The 3,295-nt window shown below is 40.2% G+C and carries 4 protein-coding genes; 2 read left to right on the forward strand and 2 right to left on the reverse strand.

Going from position 1 to position 3,295, the window contains the following annotated elements; all coding sequences use genetic code 11:
* The coding region (locus ACFIMM_RS03865; protein ID WP_375682783.1) for a hypothetical protein at positions 1 to 947 on the forward strand (947 nt) is incomplete at its 5' end.
* Between the two features lie 539 nt (positions 948 to 1,486).
* A complete protein-coding gene (locus tag ACFIMM_RS03870; RefSeq protein ID WP_375635109.1) occupies positions 1,487 to 2,305 on the forward strand; it encodes a DNA adenine methylase in 819 nt (272 codons plus the stop codon).
* Between the two features lie 97 nt (positions 2,306 to 2,402).
* Here the strand turns inward: ACFIMM_RS03870 and ACFIMM_RS03875 are convergent, their stop codons facing one another.
* Together ACFIMM_RS03875 and ACFIMM_RS03880 are read right to left on the reverse strand one after the other, a co-directional pair.
* Positions 2,403 to 2,759 (reverse strand): type II toxin-antitoxin system HigA family antitoxin, encoded by a 357-nt coding sequence (locus tag ACFIMM_RS03875; protein WP_375624310.1) that lies wholly within the window; start codon positions 2,757 to 2,759, stop codon positions 2,403 to 2,405.
* Positions 2,756 to 3,070 (reverse strand): type II toxin-antitoxin system HigB family toxin, encoded by a 315-nt coding sequence (locus tag ACFIMM_RS03880; protein ID WP_317993618.1) that lies wholly within the window; start codon positions 3,068 to 3,070, stop codon positions 2,756 to 2,758. Before ACFIMM_RS03880 ends, ACFIMM_RS03875 begins: the two co-directional genes overlap by 4 nt.
* Positions 3,071 to 3,295: the final 225 nt, after the last annotated feature.

The following is a 3,295-nucleotide window of genomic DNA, read 5'->3' on the forward strand; positions in this document are numbered from 1 at the left end:
ATGAATGGCAGAATTATAATAAATTTACCAGCAAAATCACTATGAGTGGTGGCTTAGAACTTTTGGGTAATTCGTCGTTTAGCCTTATTCATAATGGTGAAACGGTGACAAGTTTAAGCACAAATGGAAGTACCTTGAAAGGACCTTTGAGAGTTGATGGTGATGTTGTTTATACGAAGGCGCAAGTGGATGCCGCCATTTTGGCACAAATAAAGAGTCTTAAAAAAGATTTGATCGATAAAATCACAAATTGGCCGGCTCTTGCTGATGCTGAATTGCTCTATACACAGGATGGGAAAATTCAGTGGCCCATCTGGGTCACCGATAAAACTAAAGTTGAGATCCAAGCTTGGGGTGGTGGAGGTAGTGGTGGTAGAGCGTTTGGGATAGGATTAGGAGGAGGTGGCGGCGGTGGCGGTTGTTCAGTCTGGTATGGCTATAAAGCCAGTTTAAATGGTCATGAAGATATCATCATTGGTAAAGGAGGGGCTTCTATTGCAAAGAATTTTGTAAGCGGTAAGCCTGGAGAAACAACAACCATTGGCAAAAATTTTATTACCGCTACCGGAGGAAAGGGTGGTGGGGGAGCTGACGCCCGTATCTCTCACTCGATTACTGGGAGTACGACTTCCTTCTATTCAGGCGATGGCGGTGCTGGAGGAACAGGTGGAAACTTTGGTTTAGCAACGGATGAACATCCAGGAATTGCCAAAGGCGGAAATGGTTATGCTGGAACGAATGGAATTACGAGTAAAACAAGCGGTAATGGAGGCGATGCTGGAGGTGATACATCACGTGGTGGCTCTGGAGGAGTCGGCAAAGGTTCCTATAGTTCGGGAAAAGCAGGGCGTGGTTTTGGTGGTGGTGGTGCTGGCTCTCATGGAGATTCCTCTCCAAGCGGCGCTGGAGCTGATGGCGCTGTCCTCATAAGATTATGGAAAGATTAAATACAAAACTAAAAATAGCACAAGTCAAATGGATAGCTGTTGTATAAGCTGGCTTGTATGATTTTAAGCCCTTTAAAGCCCTTTAAAGAGCTTTTTGACTGACAGTGTCAGTTTTATGAAAGGCAGCTCTTGTTGTTATTGTTTCTCTATTGATTTGGAGAGCAAAATGGCAACAAAAGTAAATACTCTCTATCGCACTATAGCAAAATCATTCTTTATCTTTAGAAGAAGCCCCGAAATCACGGCGTGCTCCCTCTTCTATTCCAAAAGTTTTGTAAAGAGATTAACGGCTCTTAGCAAGCCGCTCTGATAACCTATCGCTATGAGAAATCTAGCGGATAACCCACAGCAATTATCCTAAAAACTCAAAAACAAGGAGAACGGAACAAAAAATAGAGGCTGGGCTGGTTGTCCAGCCAACGGGACTTAGTTTAGCGACAAACCCGTCCGATGCAACTCAACTCAACATCGCAGCCACTTCTTATCACTTGGAAACAGTGAGAAGATGGCTAATATAGATGGAAGAGTGTTAAAAAATGATGGATATACTTTGTAAAGAAAAATTAAAATCTATTGATCCTATAGAACCAGCTGCCGCTTATGTTGGTGGCAAAATAAAGTTGGCAAAAACCATTATCAAAATCATTGAAGGCATTCCCCATCGCACTTATGCCGAACCTTTTGTTGGCATGGGAGGAATATTCTTTAGGCGGAAATTGATTCCCTTATATGAAGTCATCAATGATCGCTCAGGCGATGTGGTGAATTTTTTTCGGGTGTTGCAACGCCATTATCACCCTTTTATGGATCTGTTGGAGTTCCAGATTAGCAGCCGTGAGGCGTTTCAACGTTTTACGTTACAAGATCCAAAGACGCTTACGGATTTAGAGCGAGCTTTGCGGTTTTTATATCTACAGCGGTTGAGTTTTGGTGGGCAGGTGGCAAAGCGTACCTTTGGAGTTGATCCCCACCGTGGTGCACGGTTTAACTCTTTCAAACTTGAAGGGTTCTTAAAGCTTATTTACCGGCGTTTATCAGGTGTCACTATTGAACATTTAGATTGGTTTGATTTTATCAGGCGTTATGACCGGCCAACGACCTTGTTTTACCTTGATCCACCTTATTGGGGCGTTGAGAATTGCTATGGCAAGGATTTGTTTAAGCGAGAGGATTACCAGACGATGTCCACACTGCTTGCACAATTAAAGGGAAAGTTTGTTCTGTCTCTCAATGATGTGCCAGAGATCCGAAAAACCTTTAGCCAATTTAAACTAAAAGAAGTGAATACATCTTATACATGTGGTTCAAATAATCCAATGCCGGCTCAAGAGCTGATCATCTCAAATTGCGATTTCTAAAACGAGAAATAATACATATTAAAGGATCTTTAAATGATCTTTGAAGACCTTTTGAAACCCCTTAAAAATCTTTCAAAAAAATAAATTAGTATAAAACCTAAGCTATCAGACTTTCTAGTGGAATATTGAACTGTTGGTGCAAGTTTTTAATCATGCGCAGTGTTAATTTTCTTTTACCACTCAAGATTTCATAAACACGATTTAAATGACCAATCGCAGGAACGAGATCTTTAGCACTTAAGTTCATTTGTTCCATTCTAAATTTAATAGCTTCAATCGGGTGAGGAGGAGAAACAGGATAGTGTTCTGCTTCATACGCTTCAATCAACAACACAAGAACCTCCATTTGATCAAATTCTGGAGTATTCTCTTTAGGTTGATTGTCAAACATTGCAGACACAATTTCTAAAGCTTCTTGATACTCTCTCTCTGTACGAATTGGTTTGATATTCATTTCTTAAATTCCTTTAGTTCTACAGTATTAGCATCAATTGCATCATACTGTTTGTGTGTCCCTATAAATTTTATATAAAGCCAACCTGCTGGATAAAAGATTGAAACAACTAAACGATAATCATTGCCTCTAATATTAAAAACAACACGATTATTCTTTAATATGCTTGCATTTTTATACTTCTCTTTAATGTCATGAGGAGAACGCCACTGCGCATTTTTAGCTTCATCTACCCATGCTTTTAACGGTTGTTCAGCATCAGGATATCGAGCCCAAAAAGTTTGAAGTGTGGAGATTTTAACAATTTTCATAAGTTTATCCTGATTTTTATCAATCTTAGTACCATTTTGGGACCAAGTCAAGATATTTATAAAAAGAAAGTGCTTGTTGAAAACAAACCTTTCTCAAGAGCGGCTCTTTACCTCTCATTTTTCCCATTCATTTCATTAGCCAACCATTTAAAGGAGCATAAAGTATGGCAACAGGTTTTCTACACGGTGTTGAAGTCGTTGAAGTTGACGACGGCACCCGCCCCC

It is taken from the genome of Bartonella sp. AP258QHHD (genome assembly GCF_042196145.1).
Lineage (GTDB): Bacteria > Pseudomonadota > Alphaproteobacteria > Rhizobiales > Rhizobiaceae > Bartonella.